Here is a 1,079-nt window from a genome sequence, read left to right on the forward strand (position 1 = left end):
GGTTGGCTGACCTGTTGGAAATYGAATCAGTCACGCTGGTGCGCTTGCTGGACAAGATGCAGGAGCGCGGCCTGATCGAGCGCCGCAACCATCCCACTGACCGCCGCTACTCCTTGCTGTTTCTCACCCCGACTGCCCATCCGCTGTTGCAATTCATGCGCACCATCGGCGAGCAAACCCGACTGGAAACCATGGCGGATTTCTCCCTCCAGGAGCACGACCAATTGCTGCAATACCTTGAACGTATGCGTGAACACTTGTTGACTGCCTGCGGTCAGCCCGTGGATGAATCCACAGGCTGTGCGGCGGATGAGGTGAAGCATGGCTGAGCCGACATTGCAGCGACCTGCCGTGCACGCGGAAGCCAGACCGCTAGAGCCACTGGAAAAACCTCAGGTGTCGGCACCCGAAGCTCCGGCACCTGATAGCCCGGCTCAAGAACCGACTGACCCGGCACGGCAACGCCGGCGCATCGGCCTGTTTCTGCTGGCTCCCATCGCCGTCGCAGTGTGTGCCACCTGGTATGTATTGGGTGGCCAGGTAGTGAGCACCGACAACGCGTATATCCAGGCCGAACGAGTGGGGGTTTCCACCGATGTGGCCGGGATCGTCGCGGCCATTGAAGTCTCTGACAACCAAGCCGTAAGCAAGGGTCAAGTGTTGTTCCGCCTCAAGCCCGAACCCTTTGAAATCGCCTTGGCCCGCGCGAAGGCGCAATTGGAAAGCGCACGCAACCAGATCCTTTATCTCAAGGCCAGCTACAACCAATCGCTGGCCGAGATCGCCCAGGCTGAGGCCAAGCTGCCTTACTATCAGACCAACTTCCAACGGCTGGAAAAGCTGATCAGCGTTGCCGCCGTATCAAAGACACTCTACGACGACGCCCACCAAGGACTCGACAATACCCGCCAGCAGGTATCGATTGCCAAGGCCCAGGCTGCCGCGTCGCTGGCCCAACTGGGTGGGCAGCTGGATAGACCTATCGAGCAACACCCCTCCTACCTGCAAGCACAAGCAGCGTTGAAGGAAGCCGAACGTAATCTGCGCAACTCCGTGGTGACAGCCCCCTTCGACGGCAT

The 1,079-nt window shown here is 59.7% G+C and carries 2 protein-coding genes; both read left to right on the top strand.

Annotation, left to right across the window (positions count from 1 at the left end; all coding sequences use genetic code 11):
- On the top strand, nt 1-329 hold a 329-nt coding region (locus tag AC1DSG_RS31340; protein ID WP_477794319.1), incomplete at its 5' end, for a MarR family winged helix-turn-helix transcriptional regulator.
- Nucleotides 322-1,079, top strand: a 758-nt coding sequence (locus AC1DSG_RS31345) for an HlyD family secretion protein (protein WP_477794320.1), incomplete at its 3' end; no start/stop codon positions are given. The genes AC1DSG_RS31340 and AC1DSG_RS31345, both read left to right, overlap by 8 nt.

The sequence above is a fragment of the Pseudomonas sp. P5_A12 genome, from assembly GCF_056400685.1.